Here is a 23,457-nt window from a genome sequence, read left to right on the forward strand (position 1 = left end):
AATTCTAAAAATCCGGAGTAATTTTACTTCGGATTTTTTTTATGCCTTCTTTTTATTAGCCAGATAAACTCCTAACAATATAATCACACTAGCAACTATCTGTAAAGGTCCAAAAATTTCGCCATCTAATAAACCCCAAGACAAAGCCACAACTGGCATCAAATATGTCACTGACGATGCAAAAACAGGTGTCGAGATTTGTACCAATGTATTGAATAGAACTTTAGCGAGCGCAGTTCCGAAGAAAGAAAGAATAACAACATAAACTATTGACATTTCAAAGTCTGGATGTGCAAATGTACTTTCAGAAAAGAAATCTGTAAACAATAATATAACAATGGCTGGAATAATAATGGCCACATAATTTCCCGTTGCAATACTCAATGGCTTCACATTTTGAAGATGTTTTTTAATGATATTTACATTAAGAGCATACATCACTGTTGAAATTATAACGAAACCAGCGTAAAGGTAATTTTGATCTGGATTTAAGTCTGCTCCTTGTAAAATTAATATGCTCGTACCAATAAAACCTATAATCACTCCTAAAAATTGACGTCTGGTAAAACCAATTTTAAAAATTGCGAAACCTAGTAAAATAGCGTTTAAAGGTACTAAAGAATTAAGAATCGATGTGATTGCACTATCAATTTCTGTTTCTGCAATGGCAAATAAAAAAGCAGGAATAAAGGAGCCTAAAAAACCTGAGACAACAACCCATCTCCATTCACTTTTCTTAATGGATTTCAAGCTTTTTAAACCAACAGCAAATAAAAAAACTCCTGTAATTATTGTTCGCAATGCACCTAATTGATAAGGTGTTAAACCTAGTAATGATTTTTTAATTAAGATAAAAGAGCTACCCCAAATAAGTGATAAAATTAAGAGAAAAAGCCATTTTTTAGAGTTGTCATTCATAGGTTTTCTTAGCTAATTCACAAAATTCGTTAATTTTAACGCAAGGAACATCAATATTTATTAAATTTGTTTAAATTATTATCTATTAATACTATGAAGACATTAAAAAACATATTAGCTATCGCTTTGATTTCTGTATCAATTATTGCTTGTAAAAGTGATAAAGAACCTGAAGTTAAAACGGTAGAAACTACAACAGAAATCAATACAAATGCTGCTAAAAAATTAGATCCTAATGCAACTTACGCAAAAGCAGAATTTGGTATTGAAGGTATGACTTGTGCAATGGGTTGCGCAAAGACTATTGAGAAAAAGATTGCTAAAATGGATGGTGTAAAATCTGCAAAAGTAGATTTTGAAAAAGAATTAGCAATGGTTGAGTATGATGAGGCTATGGTAACTCCAAAAACTTTAGAAGAAGCTGTTGCAAAAGCAGGAGATACTTACAAAGTAAAAGACATGCATACTGTAAAAGATTTTTCTTCGGAAAAACATGAGTGTTCTGCAGATTGCGCAAACAAGACAGAGGCTGAAAAAGCTGCTTGTAAAGCAAAATGTGCTAACAAAACAGAAGCTGAAAAAATGGCTTGTGCAGAGGATTGTAAAAAAGACTGTTGTGCTAAAAAAGCTTAATTCAAGCTACATAAAATTTAAAAAACCACTCTTTTGAGTGGTTTTTTTATGACCAATTCTTAAAAGGATGTTGGCTTAATTGAGAATTATAATAACGCTTATCACCTGTAACTTCTTCACCTAACCAATTTGGTTTTTTAAAGATGTCGTCTTCATGATTTAATTCAACCTCAGCTACTGTTAAACCTTCATTTTCTTCATGAAACACATCAACTTCAAAAACATGTTCTCCCATTTTAACTTCGTATCGAACTTTATCAATCACACCTTTTTCACATAGTTTTAAAAGCGCTTCTGCATCTTGTTTTGAGATGTCTTTCTCCCATTCAAAACGCGATAAGCCATCGTTAGTTGATTTTCCCTTAACGGTTAAAAAACCTTTATCACCTTTTATTCGAACTCTAACTGTTCGCTCTGGATTTGTATTTAAGAACCCCTGAATGATCCTTGTGTGTTTATGGGATTCGGTTTTAAATGCTTCCGAAGTCACTAAAAATTTACGTTCTATTTCTATCATAGTAATGCCCACGAAAGTGGTATCTTATTATTAACATTATGCATTCAACTTTTCTATTTCGCTAGTATGATGTTTTCCGAAGATAATCAAAGCCAAAACAGCTCCAATCGTAGCATAAAGCATATCAGATTGTGTATCCCAAATATAACCTTGAGTTCCTAAAAAAGAATCTCCTCCTTCTCCAGTTCCCAATGAAACTGCCCATTCTATAAACTCATAAGTCACGCTAATTGCCATAGCAATACAAACCACAATAAAATTGAGCCAACTTTTTGAATTCACAACTTTTTTGCGAATTAATAATTCTCTTGCAATCATTGCTGGCACAAAACCTTGAGCAAAATGACCTACCTTATCATAATTATTCCTGGTATGGTTAAAGGTTTCTTGAAGCCAATCAAACAAAGGAACTTCGGCATACGTGTAATGACCTCCAATGATTAAAATGGCGCAGTGAAAAAATATGAGTACGTAGACAAAATTTGTGAATCTAAATTTTTTAAAAGTGAATATAAGCACCAAAACACCAATCACAGCAGGTGAAACCTCCAAAAACCACGTGAAATATTCAAAAGGATCAATAGCAGACCAAATCAATAATAAAACTATTAATCCTAAAAGAGTGTATATAAGTTTCATGTTTTGCGCATCGATTAAATCAAAGATATTATAAATTTGTTTTATGCTAAGCGAATTACCAATTAGAAAAATTATTCATGTAGATATGGACGCATTTTATGCCTCTGTAGCAGAAATGGATGACCCAAGTCTAAAAGGTAAAGCCATTGCTGTTGGTGGTGGTGGAACTCGAGGTGTTATAAATGCTGCTAGCTATGAGGCACGAAAATTTGGCGTAAAAAGTGCCATGTCAGGTCGATTGGCTATCAAATTGTGTCCACATCTTATTTTCGTAAAAACCGATTTTGCACGTTATACTGAGATTTCAAAAAAGGTACGCAGCATCTTTTTTGATTATACAGATCTCGTTGAGCCTTTGTCTCTAGACGAAGCTTATTTGGATGTGACTGAGAATAAAAAAGGAAATCCGAGTGCGTCGTTATTAGCTCAGGAGATTAGAACTCGCATTTTTAATGAGTTAGGTTTAACAGCTTCTGCAGGAATTTCTATCAACAAGTTTATTGCCAAAGTAGCGAGTGATTATAACAAACCCAACGGACAAAAAACCGTGAATCCAGAGGAAGTCCTTCAGTTTTTAGAGGATTTAGATATCAGGAAGTTTTATGGTGTTGGTAAAGTTACTGCCGAAAAAATGTATCAAAAAGGGATTTTTACCGGTAAGGATTTAAAATCAAAATCATTAGAGTATTTAGATGATAACTTCGGAAAGTCAGGACGTTACTATTACCATGTTGTTAGAGGTATTCACACGAGTGAAGTGAAACCCAACCGAATTAGAAAATCGCTCGCTGCAGAACGTACGTTTAGTGAGAATTTATCTTCGGAAATTTTCATGCTAGAAAAACTAGAGCATATTGCAGAAGAGGTTGCCAAGCGACTCAGCAAAAGTAAAGTCTCCGGAAAAACAGTAACACTCAAAATAAAATATAGTGACTTTACATTACAAACACGAAGCAAAACCTTGCCCTATTTTGTTAGTGATAAAAGCATTATTCTAGAAACTGCTAAAGATTTGTTGTTTCAGGAAAAAATGAGTAATTCGGTACGCTTGTTAGGAATTTCTTTATCTAATTTGAATACTGAGGATTCTAAAAAGAAGAAAAAAGAAATAAAAGAAGAACCTGTTAGTGTGCAGTTAAAGTTTGAATTTTAAACTCCATACATCAATCAAATTTTTGATTCAACACTTCAACAATATTTTCTATTTTTTTGTTTTTAGCAGCTCGATCCAAAACTAATGCTGGTGCTTGTCTTACATCACAATCTTTGATAGAACATCGTTCACAGGTGACACCAACCTCTTGAGATTTCATAGTTTTATCTCCCAGAAATTTTAGTTTACGTTCTAATTGGTTATTAATCAATAACCCAACAGTAATGCTTCTATATTGATGATCTCTAAAAGGATCTTTAGTAGCAGATGACAATACTAAATATTTGGCATCATCATCCTTATAATTAGAGATTTGAAGATCAAATTCATGCGTTTTTTTATGTTTACTAATATCTTTCAAAACGTTTAAGGAAACCCAACGCCTGCAATAATGCTCATTGGTTTGATTAGCACGAGGCGAATGCTGATATGATAAATGAAGCTCTTTATTTAAATGAAATTTCTCGCTGCCTGCTTTATGAGTAAATCTTAAAAAGAATAAATTTTGAATATTATATGCTTTTGGTAAGATGTTAGTTAAACGTTGATAGAATGATTCTGGTGATGCGTTAAAAGCGTTCATTGCTTCAATGAATAAGGCTTCATCAAATGTGTCTTTTTCAAAAACTGCATCTAATTGAGATATCAATTTTGCTTTAGGAATAAGTAATGCTCCTGCAAAATATGAAGCATAAAAATTATTAAGAACTTGTTCAAAATTCTCAAATTTTATCCATGGAAATGTATATAATCGGTCTTTAATTTCTAAAAAATTACATGCTATTTCTTTAGCATAAATGAAAGAACGTTGTGCTTCATCTATTCCATCTGCAAGTAATAATGTTTTAGTTTTAGGCACAAAAACAGAACGTAAATTTTCTAAAGCTTCATATTTACTTAATTCATCTTCTATGATAACATATCCATATTCTTCAATTAAGATTTCCTCTAAATCTTTTGACGACACTGGCTTTGTTAAATCAACGAGATACGCTTTTGAAAACTTTAAAACCTGTTGTTCTAAATCATCAAAATAATTATTATTTGCTTGCTGAAATGTTCGTACAGAAGCCAAGAAAAAACTTTCTCGACTAAAATTATAATGCTGAGCAATTTCAATGATAGTACTTATAAATGCGTTTACTTTTGCTGGCGCATTAGCCACAATATCTATTAAGTTACTTTCCTTAATCCCGAAAAGTTCTAACGGGATTTCTTTTAAAATTTTTGATTGTAATATATCTCCTATTGGAGCTAAATTTTTATCCAACTTTAAAGACACCATTTGATCATAAGGAACGTCAAGTTTATCTGAAAGCATAGAAATTTTATCTGGTTTCGGATATTTTTTTCCTTTTTCAATTTCGTTTAAATACGATTTTGAAAGACCAGAAAGTTTGGACAAACCAAATAAGGATAAATTCTTTTCAGTCCTTATCTGCTTTAGCTTTAAGCCAAATATGAGTTTAATATAATCTTCTTCCATAGTAGCAAATATAATCTATTTTGCGAATATACTTTTTCGGCGAATAAATATTTTTAGCGAACGTTCGCTAGGATTTTTAAAAAGTTTATTATATCATTGTAGTGTAAAATTATAATAAGATGGAAAACAAGCTTTTAAAACAACCGAAAACACAATTCGCTAAAGAAGTTAAAAATTACTATCCAGAAATACTTACGGATGATGCCTTAGCTTTTATTACTGCATTGCATGAAAAATTTAATTCTAAAAGATTAAATGTATTAAAAAGACGCGAACACGAACAAGATGTTTTTGATACTGGAAAATTCCCTGAGTTTCCAAGAGAGACTAAAAACATTAGAGATGGTGATTGGACTGCAGGAAGTATCCCATTAGATATGCAAGACAGACGTGTTGAAATTACAGGTCCTGTAGACAGAAAAATGATCATTAATGCCTTAAACTCTAGAGCAAAAACGTTTATGGCAGATTTGGAGGATAGTAATACACCAACTTGGGCAAATACAATTGAAGGTCAACAAAACTTAATAGATGCTAATAAAAAGACAATCTCTTTATATGATGCAAAAAAAGACAAGTCGTATCAATTAAATCCTAAAACTGCTGTTTTATTAGTGAGGCCAAGAGGTTTGCATTTAAATGAAAGACATATTCTTATTAATAATGAAGAAGCTTCAGGAAGTTTAGTAGATTTTGGTTTGTACGTTTTTCATAATACCAAAACCATGTTAGATAACGGAACTGCTCCCTATTTTTATCTTCCGAAGTTAGAACATTACTTAGAGGCTCGTTGGTGGAATGAGGTGTTTTCTTTTGCTGAAGATTATCTAAATGCACCACAAGGAACTTTTAAAGCAACGGTTTTAGTAGAAACGATTACTGCAAGTTTTCAATTAGACGAAATCATCTACGAACTTAAAGATCATATTGTAGGTTTAAATTGTGGACGTTGGGATTACATCTTTTCATATATCAAGAAATTTAGAAATCATCCAAACTTTGTGGTTCCTAATCGTGATCAAGTAACAATGACGACACCTTTTATGGATGCATATTCTAAACTAGTGATACAACGTTGTCACAAAAGAGGAATTCTTGCTATTGGCGGAATGGCTGCGCAAATTCCTATTAAAAATAATGAAGAAGCCAATGCTGCAGCTTTAGAAAAAGTACGAAAAGATAAAGAGCGTGAAGTAAAAAATGGTCACGATGGTACTTGGGTTGCGCATCCAGATTTAGTGGAAGTCGCTATGAAGGAGTTTGATAAATACATGTCAACACCAAACCAATTACAAGTTTTACGTGAAGATGTACATATCACAGAGCAAGATTTGGTTGAAATACCTCAAGGAACAGTAACAGAAGCTGGAATTAGAAAAAACATAAATGTTGGTATTTTATATACTGAAGCTTGGTTAAGAGGTCATGGAGCTGTAGCACTTTATAATTTAATGGAAGATGCTGCGACTGCAGAAATATCAAGAACTCAAGTTTGGCAATGGTTAAAAAATGAAGTCAAACTAGAAGATGGAAGACTATTTACCAGAACATTATTTGATGACATTTTTGATAACGAAGTTGAAAAGATTATTACAGAAATAGGCCAAGATAACATCGTAAACACCAAATTTAAATTAGCAATAGAATTGTTTAATAAACTAGTAACACAAGAAAAATTTGAAGAGTTTTTAACGCTTCCTGCTTACCAATACATATAAAAAAATGTCTCGCAACTACTGGAATAGTATGCGAGACTACATTATCAAAATCTAGAAAAAACCTTAATAAGTAAACACAAAATTATGAAAAATTTAGCACAAAGCACTTATGGTTCTGCATTAGAAACTGTAAGAAACCTAAAAGCAAAGTATGGCAACTCTTGGAATGCCATAAATCCGGAAAGTGCAGCTAGAATGGTTGCTCAAAATCGTTTTAACACAGGATTAGATATCGCTAAGCATACAGCTGCTATTATGAGAGAAGACATGGCTGCTTATGATACAGATCCTTCAAATTACACACAATCTTTAGGTTGCTGGCATGGCTTTGTTGCACAGCAAAAAATGATTGCAATTAAAAAGCATCATAAAACAACTAGCAAAAGATACTTATACCTTTCTGGTTGGATGGTTGCTGCATTACGTTCAGAATTTGGACCATTACCAGATCAATCTATGCACGAAAAAACCGCAGTACCTAGTCTTATAGCAGAAATCTATGATTTTTTACGTCAGGCAGATGCTATAGAATTAAATGATTTATTCAAAAGACTTAAAAAGGGAGAAGATGTACAAGATCAAATAGATAATTTTGAAACCCATATTGTTCCTATCATAGCAGATATTGATGCTGGCTTCGGAAATGAAGAAGCTACCTATTTATTAGCTAAAAAAATGATTCAGGCAGGAGCATGTGCAATTCAAATAGAAAATCAAGTGTCTGATGCAAAACAATGTGGACACCAAGATGGAAAAGTAACAGTACCACACGAAGATTTTATTGCTAAATTAAATGCTGTTCGTTATGCTTTTTTAGAATTAGGAGTTGATAACGGAATTATTGTAGCAAGAACAGATTCTGAAGGCGCTGGTTTAACACAAAAACTTCCAGTAAGTCAAGAACCAGGAGATTTAGCTTCTCAATATTTAGCTTTTGTTGAAGCTGAAGAGATTGCTATCAATGAAGCCAGAGAAGATGATGTATTACTAAAAAGAGATGGTAAATTGGTTCGTCCTGTAAGATTACCAAACGGTTTATATAAATTTAAAGATGGAACTAATATAGATCGAGTTGTTTTAGATTGCGTTACAAGTCTTCAAAATGGAGCAGATTTACTTTGGATTGAAACTCCAACACCAAATGTGAAGCAAATTGCACATATGGTAAACAGAGTGAAAGAAATTGTGCCTAATGCTAAATTAGTTTATAACAATTCTCCATCATTTAACTGGACATTAAACTTCCGTAATCAAGTATATGATAAAATGCTAGCAGAAGGAGAAAATATGACAGCTTATGATAGAAATAATTTAATGGATGCACAATATGATGCGACAGAATTGTGCTATCGTGCAGATGAGAAAATTAAGACTTTTCAACTAGATGGTGCAAGAGAGGCTGGAATTTTTCATCACTTAATTACGCTTCCAACCTACCACACAACTGCATTACACATGAATGATTTAACAGAAGGTTATTTTGGTGAAGAAGGCATGTTGGCTTATGTAAAAGGTGTACAACGACAAGAAATTAGAAAAGGAGTTGCTTGTGTAAAACATCAAAGAATGGCTGGATCTGATCTTGGTGATGATCATAAATCATTTTTTGCTGGAGAAAAAGCTTTAAAAGCAGGAGGAGAAAATAATACAAGTAATCAGTTTGAAGTTAAGACAGCGAAGAAGACTATTGTAGAAAAACTACGTGCAGCTGTATAAGTTATTTATAGAAAAATAACTTTCAAAATAATAAATGCGTTAACTTTTTAGATTAACGCATTTTTTTGTGGTTCCAATTATTATTTATTAGGAAATTTTCATGCTAAAAAAAAGAAAGCAGATAAAAGGAAGAGTCTGTTAGTGTGTAGTTAAGGTTTGAGTTTTAAAGACTTTCTAAATAAGATTTAATCTCAGGGTTTACAGCAAGTTCTTTGGCAGTTTTGCCTTCTTTGTTTTTTATATCAGTTTTTACACCAGCCTCTTCTACCAAAAACTTTATCGTCTCAAAAAAAAAAGCATCATCACCTTCAAAAACTTCTTCGCATAAAGTGTAATTCATAAGGATAGTATTTCCATTTGAATCCAACTAATTGAAGTCATAGTCAGTTTCTGTAAGCGGTATGAGTTCTTCAGATAAGCTCATTGCATAACATTCCTTGCCATAAACTAACTTCCCTTCATCTTCTATCATTAGGCTTAATAAGGCCTCATTTTTATCTGTAAGAAAAAATGAAGCATCTGATTTTTTATGTCTTGAGTTATATCCTGTTCTAGATAATACGTAATTAATTCTTTTGAGCCTGATTTACAAATTGTAAAATATAATTCAGTTCCATATGGATGTCAACAGTATTTAATAAAATGTTAAATACATATATTATTATAGAACTGAACGGACTGACCAATAAAATGTGAAACACGACTTACACCTTTGAGAATCCAACCATAATATTTATTTTCTTTCTGTTTTGCCCATCCATCTCGCCATTTCAAATAGTTATTATACATATTTAAAATATCTTGAATTGTAAGTCCTAAATATTTAATCTTCTCATTCTCTGATACACTTTTTTGGTTTTGAGCAATACCCTCTAAAATGGTTACAAACACATTATTTACGTAATAAAAAAGCTCCCTTAAATAGGTAGCTTTTACAATGATAAGTTAATCAATATTAACTCACTGATAATATATTTTGTTCTTTCATAAGCCTTAAAAACTCAATTTTAAACGCTTCATATATATTTGTTATGTCTCTCATTGCATTTTTAAAATCTATATAATCTCTGAACTTAAATGCACTGATTTCTGCATTCAAATCATTTATTAAATATCTATATATAAAAGCTAAATTAGATTGAAGTAAATTAACATCTATTTTTTCTCCGTTAATATATATATATATATAGTCATTAATAATACCACCACTTATTTTACAACTTAATATCAGCTTAATATTTCCAAAAACCTCTTCATATTTATAGTGTTGACCTGGGGTAAAAATTTTAAAATCATATCCTAACTTTTTTAAAACTTTCAAATTTTCTTTTTTATCCATTTTTTTCATGACATCATCTAAAGGAAATTTATATTTTAACGATCCAGTTTTTAATTTATTTACAAAGTCTATATTTCTAAAAGCTTGGTAGGCTATTTTTGCTACTTTTTCTTGTATTGTCATATTATTCTGGTTTAAAGATTATAATTACTTTATATTTTTCTGCAATTTTAATATACTCATCTAATTTAGAAAAATTAAGATTTACATCTGGTATTTCTAAATAGTATTTACCAAATAGTTTATCGCCAATATCTGGATTTGCTATTTTAGAACCTGGCAGGTATTTTTCACCTATTTCTCTGCAATAATTCTCAAAAGTTCTTGTTTTTATTTTATCCAAATCTGTCGCTTTTCTTGACACAATTTTCCCGTCTCCATTTATATCCCAAGAATCTAAACGATATCTTCTAGGTTTTCCTTCAAACTTATGTCCTTTTGGATATTTTTTTGTGGGATGTGTCATCCATATTTCATTATTATCATACCATCTCAAATCTTTTGATTTAGCATTAAAATCATTACCCCGTTTAAAAAAGGCTTTTACTTCTTTCCAAGAATATTTTTTTCCCTTGTTGGTTGCGTTTTCTGCTAAATCTGTAAGTTCATCTACAGCATCACTTAAGTTTTCTCCTCCTACTTCTTCTGTTATTTCTTTTAAGGCTTTATCTGTGTCAACATGTCTGTCAGCTTTTCTAAAGTCATCTAGAAATTTAGTAGTCTTAGCGTCTGGTATAACTTTTTCTAAATCTGAAGTTACATCAACGACATCGTCAAGTTTCTTTATTGTACTAAACAATCCCGCACCACTCATCATTGAAACAACAGAAACTGTTGTTTTACCACCAAAATGTTCTCTTTTCTCAGAGTCATTATAAGTATCTTTTACTTCTTGCTTTAGACCTTCATAGAGATTTCCTAATCCATCTTTGGTAAAAATATTTTTGAAAGCTTCTTGTTTTTCTTCATCTACTACTAACTCATAAACCCCTTTTATAGCCATAGGTATTCCAACAATTTCATCTATAACACCATCTTCAATACCACCAATTACTGGATGAAATTGACAATATTCTGGCCATTTTTTATGTTGCTCTGCAAATTCGCCATTGGTATGCCAAGTATCTTCATTAATGATGCCTACATCCCAAACATTTTTCGCTATTTTTTGAGTTGCAGCAATACCTTCAACATAACTTGCAATATTATCATGAAAAAGAGCTTTTGTATTTTGAATAAACTTGGTATAAAAGCTCAACTCATCGGCAGCTTTTGCAAGGTTCTCAATATCTCTATGAACTCGTCGTCTTAATTCTGGTATATTAACCTCTAAGCCTCTTAATTTTGCTTCTTTCACCCATTTAGCCTCATATTGCTTTAGGTACTTTGGATTAACTTTATTACTAATAGATATCTTACCGCCTTTAGATATTTTTATGTCTATTAAAATATCTGCATGTTGTGAAGTTTGAAAATTTTGAAGACTCTTAGATTGAAATAGACTTACACCCTTTGTATTGTATCTATCATCTATATAACGATTAGGACTATACTCATTATCTTGAGGCTCTATCCATGTAACTACTTTAAGTTTTACATCTTTATAAAATTCATTTTCAAGAATTTTTTTTACACTTTTCTCTATTTGGTAGTAATCCTTTTGAGTTTTACTTAAATAAGAAAAGTCAATAAACTCTTTTATTCTAGTTTTAAAATGTTCTTGCTCTTCAATTGAAACAGTCTCGTTTTTTGAACAAATTCCATCATTATATGAAAAGTCAATTTTCAATTCGCTTTTAATCCATTTGTTATTCTTTTTAAAAACCACAAATGGTTGTTCGTTCAAACTTAAACCTGTTCTTTCCTTTACTTTTTCTAGTGTTGTATATTCAAAGTATGTTGTGTTTTTATTTTGGTATACATGTAGAACAATGTTCAAATCATTACATATATTTTGATAATATACCTCTGTCACATTATTTTTGGAAAATACTTTTGTAAGAAAACTGCTTCTATTGTTTAATTTTTTTGATTGTTTGTTTACTTCTTTTTTAATAGTTTTAAAAATCTTTGTTTTAGAATAGTTGAAGTCTGTTTTCTTATTAAGCTCTTGATATAATTTATTAGATAATAAGGTTAAAGAATTTTTTGATGCTGTTTTAAGAATATTATGAGCTTCTAAGTTTATTTTTAACCTCAAATTACTATTTGTGCTTTGAAAATTATTTTGAAAATAATTTAAAATAAGAACTGCATCACTAGAGTTATATAATTTATCTATTAACCAATACTTTTTATAATGATCTTGAATTTCATCATTATTAGTAAACCCATTTGCTTCTATGCTAAAAAGAATACTTTTATTGTTTTTAAGCAGCTCTTGATCTTCATTACTTAGTGAATTAAGACCTTTAGATCCAAAACCTAAATTCATTAATTCTTCTCTAAGATAGTAACTGTCTTTAAAATTTCCTTTTTTATTTAAATCTAAAGGAATAAGAATAATTTTTTTGTTAAGAGTATCATTATCTAGTATTTCTATATGATTTATTTCTTCTTGAGTCATTATATTAATTTTTAAAATTTAAACATAAGTATAGCTATCGTTATAACATATTGTTAAACGTGACTTATGATAGTATTAGATTTGATTTTTTGATGAGTACCAAATACAAAGACTGCATTTATTCACCACACGAGATAATATTGAATATCTAGAATATTCAAATTAGAATATAAATATAATAGTTTTTTTGTATTAAAACAAAATAATAAAACATTTGTTTAAAAATAAATTTGTTTACATAAAAAAACCTCACTAATATTAATTAGCAAGGTTAATGTTCTTTTTGCGTTAGCGATTGAACGGTCTGTTTGAGCTCCTCAAAGAGAGCGAGTAGTGAAAGCGTGACCTTTAGGTAACGCCCAAATTACACTTAGAATAGCTCAGCCCTAAATAGTTTTAGAAACTACAACTGTTAATCTCTGTAACTCTCAATGTATTTACCATCCCTTTTTCTTGAATAGGCATTGCTGCTAAACTAATGAGCATATCTCCAACTTCGAGATACCCTTTTTTACAAGCAATAGCGTTTACATCTTCTATTGTTTCATCTGTACTAACAAATTTATCGTAGTAAAAGGATTCAACTCCCCAAAGCATACTTAATTGCGTTAAGATTCTTTTGTTAGAAGTGAATACTAAAATATGAGCACTTGGTCGCCAAGCAGAAATTTGAAATGCTGTATAACCTGAGTTTGTTAATGTAGAAATTGCTTTTGCATTAATATCATTTGCCATATTTGCTGCGTGATAACAAATAGACTTTGTGATATAACGCTTCGTTTTTATATGTGGTGGTAATTGTGGGACTTTAATCAAATCTGAGTCTTCAACACTTCTAATAATATTTGCCATTTGAGTTATGACCTCTACTGGGTATTTACCAACAGATGTTTCTCCAGATAACATTACTGCATCTGCTCCATCCATTACAGAATTCGCAACATCATTAACCTCAGCACGTGTTGGTGTCAAACTTGTAATCATCGTTTCCATCATTTGGGTTGCAATAATCACTGGGATTCTGGCACGTTTAGCACGTAACACTAATTGTTTTTGAACTAAAGGCACTTCTTCTGCTGGAATTTCAACTCCTAAATCTCCACGTGCAACCATCAATCCGTCACAGTAAGCAACAATCTTATCAATATTTTCTACTGCTTCTGGCTTTTCAATTTTTGCTATAATTGGAATTTTATGATCACTATGTTTTTTAATTAATTCCTCTAATTGCATTAAATCTTCAGCATGACGTACAAATGATAATGCCATCCAATCCACTTTTAAACTACAAGCAAAAATAGCATCTTCAATATCTTTTTCTGTTAAAGCAGGTTGTGAGATATTAGTATTTGGAAGGTTGACACCTTTTTTAGAACGTAATGGTCCTCCTTGAATAACTCGTGTTAATACTTCAGACTTACCATCTGTAGACACGACTTCAAAAATTAATTTCCCATCATCTAAAAGGATACGCTCTCCTGGATTTGCATCTTGTGGAAACTTATCATAGGTCATGTAAACACGCTCTTTTGTTCCTTCAAAACGTTTTCCGGTAGCAAAAATGATTTCATCACCTTTATTGACGATAACTTCTCCTTTCATCACACCAACTCTTAACTTAGGGCCTTGAAGATCTGCAAGAATAGAAGCATTGAAACCAAACTCTTCGTTAAGGTCTCTAATCATTTTTACGCGCTCTTCAACATCTTTGTAATCTGCATGTGAAAAATTGATTCTGAATACGTTTACGCCTTCTTCCAACATTCTTTTGAGTACTTCTTTAGTACTTGTTGCTGGTCCTAGTGTGGCTACTATTTTGGTTTTTTTTCTTCTTAGCATTAGTCAAAAATTAAGTGTTCCTTAGATTTTAATTGGTCTATATCAACGCTATACGTTGTTATAACTTGTGGTATTGTTTGTATTTTATTTAAAATGAGCTTTTCATCAAAATTCCTATGTTCATTTGATACTTTAATGAGATAGTCTACTTTTTTTAATTCTGGTAGTAAATTAACAGTTCTTGTGACTGTTGTTTGGTTAGCAAATAAAGATCCTGAGCTTTGCAAAGCAGCTTCTTCTTTCTTACACACGTTAGATACAAGATGCCATACACTATCAATCTTTTCGTTTTCCCATTCAAAAATCGCGAATGATGCATCAAAATAATTGTAATCTAAATCGTGTTCCTTACGTCGTAAATTAAGCTCTAAATGCTTATTAAGAAGATAAGCTAGACGATAGTCTTCTAGCCTACAGTGAATCGCAATTAGCGAAAACGAAGCATCATAAAAATCGTCAACAAGTAATTTGTGTAATGCCATATTCAATCAACTACATGTTGTAAATATAGGACAATCTAACTATTAAAACGTGAACTTTTAGTTAATCTTAATGACGCAACCAAGCGAAAACGTTGTAGTTGTAAAGATTGGTTATAAAATTAATAAGTCATTTAGAATGCTTTACTTATTTCATTCTGAAATGCAAAAAAAGCACGTTTTGAAGCTTTTTCTTCTGCTTTTTTCTTAGAGGTTGCTCTTGCTTTAGCAATGACTTTATCATCTATTGAGAGCTTTACAGAAAAGTGTTTTAATTCGTCATTTCCCGTATCTTCATATACGTTATAGTCAAAGGTTTTCTTTTCTTTTTGACACCACTCAATTAATAAACTCTTATAGCTAATCACACGACCTTCTAAGGTTTCAATATCTACATGAGGTTTAATTACACGTTTAAAAATAAAATTTTCACAGTACTGATATCCTTTGTCTAAATAAATGGCACCAACTAAGGATTCAAAAAGGTTTCCATGAATATTGTTTCCGAAGTTAGATTTAGGAATTTTACTCTCCACCAAATCAATAAGTTTCAACTCCTTTCCTAATTCATTAAGGTGTTCTCTACTCACCACTTTAGAACGCATTTTGGTTAGATACCCTTCATCTCCATGAGGTACTTTTTCAAATAAATAAGCAGCAATTACTGCACTTAGCATAGCGTCGCCAACAAATTCTAATCGCTCATAATTTAAAGCATTCCCTTTTTTGTCCTTGATATTCATAGAACGATGAGTAAATGCTGTGATATATAACAACTGGTTCTTAACTTTATAGCCAAGAATCTCGTTGAGTAATAAAAAAAAATTCCCGTCTTTAGTAGAACGGGAATTTTTTAATATGTTACGAATGAAGCTCATTCGGGATTTAATCTAATTTTTTGAATAATACACAGGCGTTGTGACCGCCAAATCCAAACGTATTACTCATAACAACTTTAACGTCTCTCTTTTGTGCTTTGTTTAATGTTAAATTAAGTTTAGGATCAATATTCTCATCAACTACTTTGTGATTTATTGTTGGAGGCACGATACCATGTTCCATCGCGAGAATTGACGCAATAGATTCTATAGCTCCTGCAGCTCCTAATAGATGTCCAGTCATGGACTTTGTAGAGTTGATGTTAATATTTTGTGCATGGTCACCAAACACTTCAGAAATCGCTTTAAGTTCAGCAACATCTCCAAGAGGTGTTGATGTTCCATGCGTGTTGATATGATCAACTTCCTCAGGTTTTATACCAGCATTTTCTAAACAATTTTTCATTACAGCAATAACACCTATACCATCAGGATGTGGTGCTGTCATGTGATGTGCATCAGATGATAAACCACCTCCTAATAATTCTGCATAAATCTTAGCTCCTCTTGCTTTTGCGTGCTCATATTCTTCAAGAATAATAGCTCCAGCACCTTCACCTAAAACAAAACCATCTCTGGTCGCATCAAAAGGCCTAGAGGCTGTTTCTGGGCTTTCATTTCTTGTTGATAGTGCGTGCATCGCATTAAAACCACCCATTCCTGCAATGGTTACTGCTGCCTCACTTCCGCCTGTTACGATAACATCACAATGACCCAAACGAATCATATTTAATGAATCAAAAATAGCATTAGCAGAAGATGCACACGCAGATACTGTTGTGTAATTAGGTCCCATAAATCCATGTTTAATAGATATGTTTCCTGGCGCAATATCTGCAATCATTTTTGGAATAAAGAACGGATTAAATCTCGGTGTACCATCTCCATCTGCGAAGTTTAATACTTCTTGTTGAAATGTTTCCAAACCTCCAATTCCTGCTCCCCAAATAACACCTACTCGTAATTTATTTACTTTTTCTAGATCTAGCTTAGAATCTACAATAGCCTCGTCTGAGGCTACCATAGCATACTGTGCAAATCTATCCATCTTACGAGCATCTTTTCTGTTGATAAAATCCTCAACATTAAAGTTTTTTAATTCGCAAGCGAACTTCGTTTTGAACTTTTCAGTATCAAAATATGTTATAGGTGCAGCGCCACTTTTACCACTTATAAGTGCGTCCCAAAATTCATCTTTGGTATTGCCAATAGGTGTAAGTGCTCCTAAACCAGTAACTACAACTCGCTTTAATTCCATAAATATTTATTGGATTATTTTGCTGCTTCTATATAAGAGACCGCTTGACCAACTGTTGCAATATTTTCAGCTTGATCGTCTGGTATTTGAATATCAAATTCTTTTTCAAATTCCATGATTAATTCAACAGTGTCTAATGAATCTGCTCCTAGGTCGTTTGTGAAGCTCGCTTCAGTTACAACTTCGTTTTCATCAACTCCTAATTTGTCTACTATAATCGCTTTTACTCTTGATGCAATGTCTGACATAATTTTTTAATTTAATTTTTAATTTAGTTCGCAAAAATAAAAAAACTTTATTTCAATACACACCTTTAATTTAAAAATGTGATGGTAATTTAGTAAAATTACTTTGAAGAATTTGTGTTTTACGTTCTAATTGTTAATTATTATTCTTTTTTTTGTTTTGAATAACACTAACTATTTGTCTGTAAATGAAACGTATTGTAATTTTTGCGTCCGGAAGTGGCACTAATGCTGAAAATTTAATTAAGTTTTTTCACAACAGAGAAAATGCTTCTGTCATTCAGGTTCTTACTAACAATCCTCATGCCAAAGTTTTAGATCGTGCAAAAAAACTAAAAGTTAGCGCATTATCATTCAACAAAATAGCATTTACTGAGACTGATGATGTTTTAAACATTCTTAGAAATTCTAAACCAGATTTAATAGTATTAGCTGGTTTTTTATGGATGTTTCCGAAGAAAATAATAAACGAATTTCCAAATAAAGTCATTAATATTCATCCTGCGTTGTTACCAAAATATGGAGGAAAAGGAATGTATGGTATGAATGTTCATGAAGCAATTGTCACTAATAAAGAAAATGAAACTGGCATCACAATACATTATGTAAATGAACATTATGATGAAGGTGCTATAATTTTTCAGGCCAAATGTGCTGTATTAGAGACTGATTCTGCGCAAGATGTTGCAGATAAGATTCATGAATTAGAAATGGAACATTTCCCTAAAGTCGTTGAAAAGCTTTTAACTTAAAGCATAATGACTGATTATATAATTGAATCTTGTAACAAGGACAACATTAAGACTATTGTTGATGGTATTAATGAATACAATCTAAGTAAGGTTTCTGCACTTGCTAAAATTTGGACGCGTTTAGAATTTGTTATAAAAGATGAAAATGGAACCGAAATTGGAGGTGTTTTAGCAGGAATAGGCTATTGGAATGGACTTGAAATAAAAATACTTTGGGTAAAAGAAACCCATAGAAAAAAAGGAATTGGAACAAAGCTCCTAGAATACACCGAAAATATTGCTAAAGAAAAAGGTGCTTATATCTCAATGATTGATACTTTTGATTTTCGAGCTGAAGATTTTTATCTCAAAAACGGGTACAATTCTATTGGTGAGATTAAAGATTTCCCTAAAGGACATAGAAGAATCTATTTTTCTAAAACATTACATGAGTAAAAAGAAAAAAAAATATTATACTGTTTGGCAAGGCCATAAAAAAGGAGTCTTTAATACTTGGAACGCTTGTAAAGCCCAAATTAAAGATTATCAAGGTGCACAATACAAATCATTTCCTACGCTTGATGAAGCCGAAAAAGCATTAGAAGGGAATTACTTTGATTATATAGGTAAAAACAAGTCGTTTAAAAGTGAGCTCACACACGAGCAACTTAAAAAAATTGGAAAGCCAAATTATAACTCGATAGCTGTTGATGCTGCCTCCTCGGGCAATCCAGGCATCATGGAGTATCGTGGTGTTGATACGAAATCGAAAAAGCAACTTTTTATTCAAGGGCCATTTGCAGAAGGCACGAATAACATTGGTGAATTTTTAGCATTAGTGCACGGTTTAGGATTCTTAAAAAAACATAATAGTGACCGCATCTTATATACAGATTCTAAAACTGCGATGAGTTGGGTGCGCAAAAAAACGTGTAACTCTAAGTTAGAGCGCAATGAAAAAAACAAACCTGTTTATGATTTGGTAGATCGTGCAGTACAATGGCTTAAAGAAAATGATTACAAAACAACCATTGTTAAATGGGAGACTAAAGCTTGGGGAGAAATTCCTGCGGATTTTGGTAGAAAATAAATTCTTTACTTCGGACTTAAAAAACTTATATTTGCAAAAAATTTGACACAGATTTTATGAGCAAATTAGTTATAGTAGGCACAGTAGCTTTTGATGCTATTGAAACACCATTTGGAAAAACAGACAAAATTTTAGGAGGAGCAGCAACCTATATTGGTTTATCTGCATCAAATTTTAATGTGGACTCAGCAGCAGTATCTGTTGTTGGTGGTGATTTTCCGCAGGAATATTTAGATCTTTTATCTAACAAGAACGTCAATATAGATGGTATCGAGATTGTAAAAGAAGGAAAAACATTTTTCTGGAGTGGTAAATATCATAATGATATGAACTCTCGTGATACATTAGTGACTGAGTTAAATGTTTTAGAACATTTTAGCCCTGTCGTTCCAGAAGCATATAAAGACGCTGAAGTTGTAATGCTTGGGAATTTACACCCAATGGTTCAACAAGGCGTTTTAGACCAAATGACTAAAAAACCTAAATTAACTATTTTAGATACTATGAATTTCTGGATGGACATTGCTCTTGACGATTTACATGCAGTTATAAAAAATGTCGACGTTATTACTATTAATGATGAAGAAGCAAGACAATTAACTGGAGAATACTCATTAGTTGTTGCAGCAAGAAAAATTCATGAAATGGGACCAAAATATGTGGTCATTAAAAAAGGAGAACATGGCGCTTTATTATTTCATGATGACAATATGTTCTATGCACCTGCTCTACCATTAGAAGAAGTTTTTGATCCAACTGGAGCTGGAGATACATTTGCTGGTGGATTTGCTGGTTATTTAGCAAAAACAGAAGATTATAGTTTTGAAAATATGAAAAATGCAGTTATCTATGGATCAACGCTAGCATCCTTTTGTGTAGAGAAATTTGGAACAGAACGAATGCAAAACTTAACAAAAGATGACGTCGAGTATCGATTAAAAGATTTTAAAAAACTCACTCAATATAATATTGAATTATCATAAACCAACGCGCTCAATTTTGAGCGCGTTTTTTATTTAATACTAAATCCAAAATTTATAATTTTGGAATACTATAAAACAACAATAACATACCAATGAGCGATGCTATAAAACATGAATGCGGAATTGCACTCATAAGACTCAAAAAACCATTAGAATTCTACAAAGAAAAGTATGGAAGTGCATTTTACGGAGTCAATAAAATGTACCTCTTAATGGAGAAGCAACACAATCGCGGACAAGATGGCGCAGGTTTCGCAAGTATAAAATTAGACACAAAACCTGGTGAGCGTTATATAAGCAGAGTACGCTCCATCGCGCAGCAACCTATTCAAGATATTTTTGCTCAAATTAATGAGCGCATTAATGATGAGCTAACAGAACATCCAGAATACCAAGATAATGTGGCGCTTCAAAAACAACATATCCCTTATATTGGTGAACTTTTTTTAGGTCACGTTCGTTATGGTACCTTCGGGAAAAACAGTGTTGAGAGTGTTCATCCATTTTTAAGACAAAATAACTGGATGCACAGAAACCTCATTGTTGCAGGAAACTTCAACATGACCAATGTTAACGAGTTATTTGATGGATTAGTAAAAATCGGTCAACATCCAAAAGAAAAGGCAGATACTATAACCATCATGGAAAAGATTGGTCATTTTCTAGATGATGCAGTTTCTAAAATTTATAAAAAATTAAAGAAAGAAGGCTATAATAAAAATGAATGCTCTCCACTAATTGCAGAGCGTTTAAATGTTGCTAAAATATTAAAAAAAGCAGCTAAAAACTGGGATGGTGGTTATGCTATGGCTGGATTATTAGGTCATGGAGATTCATTTGTATTGCGTGATCCTTCTGGAATTCGTCCTGCATACTACTATGAAGATGATGAAATTGTTGTTGTTGCCTCAGAGCGTCCAGTAATACAAACTGTTTTTAACGTTGATTTTGATGATGTTAAAGAACTTGCTCCTGGTCATGCAATTATTACAAAGAAATCTGGAGAAGTATTTATAGAACAAATCCTAGAACCTCTAGAACGCAAAGCTTGCTCTTTTGAACGTATTTATTTTTCTCGTGGAAGTGATGCCGAAATCTATCAAGAACGTAAAACATTAGGTAAATTATTAATGCCTAAAGTATTAGAAGCGATTGATGGAGATACAAAAAATTCGGTATTTTCATATATTCCTAATACTGCGGAAACTTCTTTCTTCGGAATGATTGAAACCGTAGAACAACATCTAAATGAACGTAAAACGCAAGCAATATTGGATGGTAATGGAAAACTTTCTGAAGAACAAGTTATCGAAATTCTATCTGAAAGACCTCGAATTGAGAAAATAGCCATTAAAGATGTTAAGCTAAGAACTTTTATTACAGAAGATAGTAGTCGTGACGATTTAGTAGCTCACGTTTATGATGTCACTTATGGTGTTATCAAACCTACAGATAATCTTGTTATTATTGATGATAGTATTGTTAGAGGTACAACCCTTAAAATGAGTATTATTAAAATGATGGATCGACTCAACCCAAAACAAATTGTTGTTGTGTCTTCTGCTCCTCAAATCCGTTATCCAGATTGTTATGGTATTGATATGGCAAATCTTGAAAGCCTGATAGCGTTTAGAGCAATGTTAGCATTATTAAAAGAGAATAATAAATATCATCTTATAGAGGAAGTTTATCATAAATGTAAAGCTCAATTAGAGCTTAAGGATAAAGAAGTTAAAAATTATGTAAAGGATTTATATCGTCAATTCACTGCAGATGAAATTTCAGATAAGATTGCTGAGTTAATTTCTGCTCCTTCTGTGAAAGCAAAAGTGAAGACTATTTTCCAACCTATCGAAAACTTACACAAGGCATGTCCTAAAAATTTAGGAGACTGGTATTTCACAGGTAACTATCCAACTCCTGGTGGTAATCGTGTGGTTAACAGAGCATTTGTGAATTTTTACGAAGGAAATAAAGAAAGAGCTTACTAGATAAACGACATGAAATTGTCGTTTTATCTAAGATAATATGCTTCTTGACTGATAAATGTGCTTTTTATCTAATATTTATCAACGTATATCCAAATAACGCATACATTGGAGTCACCATAACATAAGTAGGTTAAGTTCATGGTAGATTTGGGGCAAAAAAAGGTGAACATCTGTTCACCTTTTTTTATGGATAAAACTCTCGTGTTTTCAACAAACAATTCGTGATTTACCCCTAAATTTTTATGTTATAGACAATTTGTTTGTGTGCAAACAGTATTCAATATGCATTCTTACAACATACATTTCCTAAAGAAAAGACTCATTTTCTCGTTTAAGCCAATTTATTCGTCGTTGGTCTAAAAATTAATGCATTAACTAAAAGTGCTGTTATATTTGTTTCACCATAACATAAGTAGGTTAAGTTTATGGTAGATTTGGGGCAAAAAAGGTGAACATCTGTTCACCTTTTTTCATTTTCAGTCCATACCTGATTTTAACTTTTCTATTTCCGAAGCATAAAAAAAAGCAAACCCAATTGAGTTTGCTTTCTTAGTATTATAAAATTTCTACACATTTGTGGCTTTAAATTCGTTCTACCACAATGAGGTTATAATTTATTTTGCTTCTGCGTAACGTCTCTCAACTTCATTCCAATTGATAACTTTAAAAAAGGCATCGATATAATCTGGTCTTCTATTTTGATAGTTTAAGTAATATGCATGTTCCCAAACATCTATTCCCAAAATTGGTGTTCCTCCACATGTTACTCCTGGCATTAATGGATTGTCTTGATTTGGTGTTGAGCATACTTCAACTTTTCCTCCTTTATGAACACATAACCAAGCCCATCCTGAACCAAATTGTGTTGCTGCAGCTTTACTAAAAGTTTCAATAAAAGCATCTTTAGATCCAAAAGCTGCATCAATAGCATCTTTTAAATCACCAGAAAGATACCCTCTATCTTCTGGATTCATTACTTCCCAATATAAAGAATGGTTATAAAAACCTCCTCCATTATTTCTAACAGCACTATTTTTCATATCTAGATTACCTAAGATATTTTCAATAGATTTTCCTTCTAAATCTGTGCCTTCAATTGCTGCATTTAATTTATTAGTATAACCTTGGTGATGTTTAGTGTAATGTATTTCCATTGTACGAGCGTCAATATTTGGTTCTAAAGCGTCGTATGCATATTTTAATTTCGGTAATTCGAAAGCCATAATATTATTGGTTTTAAATGTTAATATTTAATTCATTCAAATTTAAGCATAATAC

General features: G+C 31.9%; 23 protein-coding genes. 9 read left to right on the forward strand and 14 right to left on the reverse strand.

What is annotated here, in order from left to right; all coding sequences use genetic code 11:
• Nucleotides 1-39 precede the first annotated feature (39 nt).
• A complete protein-coding gene (locus tag IM744_RS13660) occupies nucleotides 40-918 on the reverse strand; it encodes a DMT family transporter (protein WP_194508700.1) in 879 nt (292 codons plus the stop codon).
• A 93-nt stretch (nucleotides 919-1,011) separates the two neighbouring features.
• On the opposite strand from IM744_RS13660, the gene IM744_RS13665 reads away from it, so the two are divergent.
• A complete protein-coding gene (locus IM744_RS13665) occupies nucleotides 1,012-1,551 on the forward strand; it encodes a cation transporter (RefSeq protein ID WP_194508701.1) in 540 nt (179 codons plus the stop codon).
• A gap of 46 nt (nucleotides 1,552-1,597) precedes the next feature.
• Here IM744_RS13665 and IM744_RS13670 read toward each other — a convergent pair whose 3' ends face one another.
• A complete protein-coding gene (locus tag IM744_RS13670) occupies nucleotides 1,598-2,068 on the reverse strand; it encodes a CYTH domain-containing protein (RefSeq protein WP_194508702.1) in 471 nt (156 codons plus the stop codon).
• A gap of 36 nt (nucleotides 2,069-2,104) precedes the next feature.
• Nucleotides 2,105-2,707 (reverse strand): DUF2238 domain-containing protein, encoded by a 603-nt coding sequence (locus IM744_RS13675; RefSeq protein ID WP_194508703.1) that lies wholly within the window; start codon nucleotides 2,705-2,707, stop codon nucleotides 2,105-2,107.
• 43 nt (nucleotides 2,708-2,750) lie between these two features.
• On the opposite strand from IM744_RS13675, the gene dinB reads away from it, so the two are divergent.
• Complete coding sequence (gene dinB / locus IM744_RS13680) at nucleotides 2,751-3,860, forward strand: DNA polymerase IV (RefSeq protein WP_194508704.1); 1,110 nt, start codon at nucleotides 2,751-2,753, stop codon at nucleotides 3,858-3,860.
• Between the two features lie 10 nt (nucleotides 3,861-3,870).
• On the opposite strand, the gene IM744_RS13685 is transcribed toward dinB, so the two are convergent.
• The gene (locus tag IM744_RS13685) at nucleotides 3,871-5,346 is read right to left on the reverse strand and encodes a helix-turn-helix domain-containing protein (RefSeq protein WP_194508705.1); all 1,476 of its coding nucleotides are present in this window, start codon (nucleotides 5,344-5,346) and stop codon (nucleotides 3,871-3,873) included.
• Between the two features lie 119 nt (nucleotides 5,347-5,465).
• Here IM744_RS13685 and aceB point away from each other — a divergent pair, with 119 nt between their 5' ends.
• Nucleotides 5,466-7,064 (forward strand): malate synthase A, encoded by a 1,599-nt coding sequence (aceB, locus tag IM744_RS13690; protein ID WP_194508706.1) that lies wholly within the window; start codon nucleotides 5,466-5,468, stop codon nucleotides 7,062-7,064.
• Nucleotides 7,065-7,148: 84 nt separating this feature from the next.
• A complete protein-coding gene (locus IM744_RS13695; RefSeq protein ID WP_194508707.1) occupies nucleotides 7,149-8,780 on the forward strand; it encodes an isocitrate lyase in 1,632 nt (543 codons plus the stop codon).
• A gap of 163 nt (nucleotides 8,781-8,943) precedes the next feature.
• On the opposite strand, the gene IM744_RS13700 is transcribed toward IM744_RS13695, so the two are convergent.
• The 9 genes from IM744_RS13700 to IM744_RS13740 all read right to left on the reverse strand — a co-directional run bounded on the left by IM744_RS13700 (nucleotide 8,944) and on the right by IM744_RS13740 (nucleotide 17,387).
• A complete protein-coding gene (locus IM744_RS13700) occupies nucleotides 8,944-9,120 on the reverse strand; it encodes a hypothetical protein (RefSeq protein ID WP_194508708.1) in 177 nt (58 codons plus the stop codon).
• A 305-nt stretch (nucleotides 9,121-9,425) separates the two neighbouring features.
• Nucleotides 9,426-9,671: a hypothetical protein gene (locus IM744_RS13705; RefSeq protein WP_194508709.1), complete on the reverse strand. Its 246-nt coding sequence runs from the start codon at nucleotides 9,669-9,671 to the stop codon at nucleotides 9,426-9,428.
• 64 nt (nucleotides 9,672-9,735) lie between these two features.
• Nucleotides 9,736-10,242: a hypothetical protein gene (locus IM744_RS13710; RefSeq protein ID WP_194508710.1), complete on the reverse strand. Its 507-nt coding sequence runs from the start codon at nucleotides 10,240-10,242 to the stop codon at nucleotides 9,736-9,738.
• A gap of 1 nt (nucleotide 10,243) precedes the next feature.
• A complete protein-coding gene (locus IM744_RS13715; RefSeq protein ID WP_194508711.1) occupies nucleotides 10,244-12,685 on the reverse strand; it encodes a hypothetical protein in 2,442 nt (813 codons plus the stop codon).
• A gap of 396 nt (nucleotides 12,686-13,081) precedes the next feature.
• Nucleotides 13,082-14,524, reverse strand: coding sequence for a pyruvate kinase (gene pyk, locus IM744_RS13720; protein WP_194508712.1), 1,443 nt, complete (start codon nucleotides 14,522-14,524; stop codon nucleotides 13,082-13,084).
• On the reverse strand, nucleotides 14,524-15,006 hold the full coding sequence (locus tag IM744_RS13725; protein WP_194508713.1) for an IPExxxVDY family protein: 483 nt from the start codon (nucleotides 15,004-15,006) through the stop codon (nucleotides 14,524-14,526). The genes pyk and IM744_RS13725 overlap by 1 nt, the downstream gene beginning before the upstream one ends.
• Nucleotides 15,007-15,137: 131 nt before the next feature.
• Complete coding sequence (rnc, locus tag IM744_RS13730; RefSeq protein WP_194508714.1) at nucleotides 15,138-15,881, reverse strand: ribonuclease III; 744 nt, start codon at nucleotides 15,879-15,881, stop codon at nucleotides 15,138-15,140.
• Nucleotides 15,882-15,888: 7 nt separating this feature from the next.
• Entirely contained in the window at nucleotides 15,889-17,139 is a 1,251-nt protein-coding gene (gene fabF / locus IM744_RS13735; protein ID WP_194508715.1) for a beta-ketoacyl-ACP synthase II, read from the reverse strand.
• 14 nt (nucleotides 17,140-17,153) lie between these two features.
• On the reverse strand, nucleotides 17,154-17,387 hold the full coding sequence (locus IM744_RS13740) for an acyl carrier protein (protein ID WP_013869581.1): 234 nt from the start codon (nucleotides 17,385-17,387) through the stop codon (nucleotides 17,154-17,156).
• A 185-nt stretch (nucleotides 17,388-17,572) separates the two neighbouring features.
• Between IM744_RS13740 and purN the strand changes: the two genes are divergently transcribed.
• The 5 genes from purN to IM744_RS13765 all read left to right on the forward strand — a co-directional run bounded on the left by purN (nucleotide 17,573) and on the right by IM744_RS13765 (nucleotide 22,179).
• Nucleotides 17,573-18,136, forward strand: a complete 564-nt coding sequence (gene purN, locus IM744_RS13745) for a phosphoribosylglycinamide formyltransferase (protein ID WP_194508716.1) — start codon at nucleotides 17,573-17,575, stop codon at nucleotides 18,134-18,136.
• 6 nt (nucleotides 18,137-18,142) lie between these two features.
• Nucleotides 18,143-18,571, forward strand: coding sequence for a GNAT family N-acetyltransferase (locus IM744_RS13750; RefSeq protein ID WP_194508717.1), 429 nt, complete (start codon nucleotides 18,143-18,145; stop codon nucleotides 18,569-18,571).
• A complete protein-coding gene (locus tag IM744_RS13755; RefSeq protein ID WP_194508718.1) occupies nucleotides 18,564-19,205 on the forward strand; it encodes a ribonuclease H1 domain-containing protein in 642 nt (213 codons plus the stop codon). The genes IM744_RS13750 and IM744_RS13755 overlap by 8 nt, the downstream gene beginning before the upstream one ends.
• Nucleotides 19,206-19,261: 56 nt before the next feature.
• Complete coding sequence (locus IM744_RS13760) at nucleotides 19,262-20,188, forward strand: PfkB family carbohydrate kinase (RefSeq protein WP_194508719.1); 927 nt, start codon at nucleotides 19,262-19,264, stop codon at nucleotides 20,186-20,188.
• A gap of 92 nt (nucleotides 20,189-20,280) precedes the next feature.
• Nucleotides 20,281-22,179, forward strand: coding sequence for an amidophosphoribosyltransferase (locus IM744_RS13765; protein ID WP_194508720.1), 1,899 nt, complete (start codon nucleotides 20,281-20,283; stop codon nucleotides 22,177-22,179).
• A gap of 614 nt (nucleotides 22,180-22,793) precedes the next feature.
• Here IM744_RS13765 and IM744_RS13770 read toward each other — a convergent pair.
• A complete protein-coding gene (locus tag IM744_RS13770; RefSeq protein ID WP_194508721.1) occupies nucleotides 22,794-23,402 on the reverse strand; it encodes a superoxide dismutase in 609 nt (202 codons plus the stop codon).
• Between the last annotated feature and the right edge of the window lie 55 nt (nucleotides 23,403-23,457).

It is taken from the genome of Psychroserpens luteus, from assembly GCF_015319355.1.
In the GTDB taxonomy this organism is placed as follows: Bacteria; Bacteroidota; Bacteroidia; order Flavobacteriales; family Flavobacteriaceae; genus Psychroserpens; species Psychroserpens luteus.

Bases quoted from the DNA above. Each gene is read 5' to 3' on its own strand.
- IM744_RS13660 (WP_194508700.1), bottom strand. From the start codon at position 918: ATGAATGACAACTCTAAAAAATGGCTTTTTCTCTTAATTTTATCACTT.
- IM744_RS13665 (WP_194508701.1), top strand. From the start codon at position 1,012: ATGAAGACATTAAAAAACATATTAGCTATCGCTTTGATTTCTGTATCA.
- IM744_RS13670 (WP_194508702.1), bottom strand. From the start codon at position 2,068: ATGATAGAAATAGAACGTAAATTTTTAGTGACTTCGGAAGCATTTAAA.
- IM744_RS13675 (WP_194508703.1), bottom strand. From the start codon at position 2,707: ATGAAACTTATATACACTCTTTTAGGATTAATAGTTTTATTATTGATT.
- dinB (WP_194508704.1), top strand. From the start codon at position 2,751: ATGCTAAGCGAATTACCAATTAGAAAAATTATTCATGTAGATATGGAC.
- IM744_RS13685 (WP_194508705.1), bottom strand. From the start codon at position 5,346: ATGGAAGAAGATTATATTAAACTCATATTTGGCTTAAAGCTAAAGCAG.
- aceB (WP_194508706.1), top strand. From the start codon at position 5,466: ATGGAAAACAAGCTTTTAAAACAACCGAAAACACAATTCGCTAAAGAA.
- IM744_RS13695 (WP_194508707.1), top strand. From the start codon at position 7,149: ATGAAAAATTTAGCACAAAGCACTTATGGTTCTGCATTAGAAACTGTA.
- IM744_RS13700 (WP_194508708.1), bottom strand. From the start codon at position 9,120: ATGAATTACACTTTATGCGAAGAAGTTTTTGAAGGTGATGATGCTTTT.
- IM744_RS13710 (WP_194508710.1), bottom strand. From the start codon at position 10,242: ATGACAATACAAGAAAAAGTAGCAAAAATAGCCTACCAAGCTTTTAGA.
- IM744_RS13715 (WP_194508711.1), bottom strand. From the start codon at position 12,685: ATGACTCAAGAAGAAATAAATCATATAGAAATACTAGATAATGATACT.
- pyk (WP_194508712.1), bottom strand. From the start codon at position 14,524: ATGCTAAGAAGAAAAAAAACCAAAATAGTAGCCACACTAGGACCAGCA.
- IM744_RS13725 (WP_194508713.1), bottom strand. From the start codon at position 15,006: ATGGCATTACACAAATTACTTGTTGACGATTTTTATGATGCTTCGTTT.
- rnc (WP_194508714.1), bottom strand. From the start codon at position 15,881: ATGAGCTTCATTCGTAACATATTAAAAAATTCCCGTTCTACTAAAGAC.
- fabF (WP_194508715.1), bottom strand. From the start codon at position 17,139: ATGGAATTAAAGCGAGTTGTAGTTACTGGTTTAGGAGCACTTACACCT.
- IM744_RS13740 (WP_013869581.1), bottom strand. From the start codon at position 17,387: ATGTCAGACATTGCATCAAGAGTAAAAGCGATTATAGTAGACAAATTA.
- purN (WP_194508716.1), top strand. From the start codon at position 17,573: ATGAAACGTATTGTAATTTTTGCGTCCGGAAGTGGCACTAATGCTGAA.
- IM744_RS13750 (WP_194508717.1), top strand. From the start codon at position 18,143: ATGACTGATTATATAATTGAATCTTGTAACAAGGACAACATTAAGACT.
- IM744_RS13755 (WP_194508718.1), top strand. From the start codon at position 18,564: ATGAGTAAAAAGAAAAAAAAATATTATACTGTTTGGCAAGGCCATAAA.
- IM744_RS13760 (WP_194508719.1), top strand. From the start codon at position 19,262: ATGAGCAAATTAGTTATAGTAGGCACAGTAGCTTTTGATGCTATTGAA.
- IM744_RS13765 (WP_194508720.1), top strand. From the start codon at position 20,281: ATGAGCGATGCTATAAAACATGAATGCGGAATTGCACTCATAAGACTC.
- IM744_RS13770 (WP_194508721.1), bottom strand. From the start codon at position 23,402: ATGGCTTTCGAATTACCGAAATTAAAATATGCATACGACGCTTTAGAA.